Origin of the sequence: Microbacterium sp. 69-10 (assembly GCF_001897945.1) — a bacterium.
Classification (GTDB): Bacteria; Actinomycetota; Actinomycetes; order Actinomycetales; family Microbacteriaceae; genus Microbacterium.
This window is the reverse complement of record NZ_MKRT01000006.1, coordinates 186,526-187,306: the sequence shown is the minus strand read 5'-3', so window position 1 is coordinate 187,306 and position 781 is coordinate 186,526. Positions and strand designations below refer to the sequence as shown.

The following is a 781-nucleotide window of genomic DNA, read 5'->3' as shown; positions in this document are numbered from 1 at the left end:
TTCAACGTCGGTGGCATCTCCGACGTGGAAGAGGCCTGGGCGAAGATCCAGAAGGAGAACGGCTGACCATGGCTTTGCAGGTCAGTCTCGTCTCCGCGGACGCGGAGGTCTGGACGGGGGAGGCGACGCTCGTCGTCGCCAAGACCGTCGAGGGCGAGATCGGATTCATGTCCGGTCACGAGCCCGTGCTGGCCATCCTCGCCGAGGGACAGGTCCGCATCACCCGGGCCGACGGCACGAAGGTGCTCGCCAACGCGCAGGACGGCTTCCTCTCCATGGAGGGTGACGCCCTGACGATCGTGGCCGGGAACGCCGCGCTGGTCGCCTGACACCCATCTCCGAGACGTCCGCCTCGACCGCGCTCCGGCGCAGGACGAGGCGGACGTCTCCGTCTGCAGGGAGCTCATGAAGATCCTCCTCCCGCCCTCGGAGACCAAACGCACCGGGGGACGCCCGCGTCCGCTCGATGTCGCCGGGCTCGCGCTGCCCGCACTGGCCCCGCAGCGCGATGCCGTCGTGGATGCCCTCGTGACGCTGTCGGCGGATGCCGACGCCGCGAGGCGCGTGCTCAAGCTCAGCGACCGTCAGCTGGCCGATGTGGACCACAACCGGATGCTGCGCACCGCCGCCACGATGCCGGCCGTCGACCGGTACACCGGCGTGCTCTACGACGCGCTGGACGCCGGATCGCTCGATCAGCCCGCGCGGAGGTGGCTGGGACGGAACGCGCTCATCCACTCGGCGCCCTTCGGGCCGATCGGAGCGCTGGACCCCATCCCGG

2 protein-coding genes are annotated in these 781 nt (G+C 70.3%); both read left to right on the top strand.

All coding sequences use genetic code 11. The annotated features are described in order from the left end of the window. Positions 1-68 precede the first annotated feature (68 nt). Positions 69-329 carry a F0F1 ATP synthase subunit epsilon gene (locus BGN97_RS02975; protein WP_292697895.1) on the top strand — a complete coding sequence of 87 codons (261 nt, stop codon included), beginning with the start codon at positions 69-71 and terminating at the stop codon, positions 327-329. 76 nt (positions 330-405) lie between these two features. Beyond that, positions 406-781, top strand: a 376-nt coding sequence (gene yaaA, locus BGN97_RS02970) for a peroxide stress protein YaaA (RefSeq protein WP_292697893.1), incomplete at its 3' end; no start/stop codon positions are given.

Coding starts and splice junctions, on each gene's coding strand:
- BGN97_RS02975 (WP_292697895.1), top strand. CDS start 69: ATGGCTTTGCAGGTCAGTCTCGTCTCCGCGGACGCGGAGGTCTGGACG.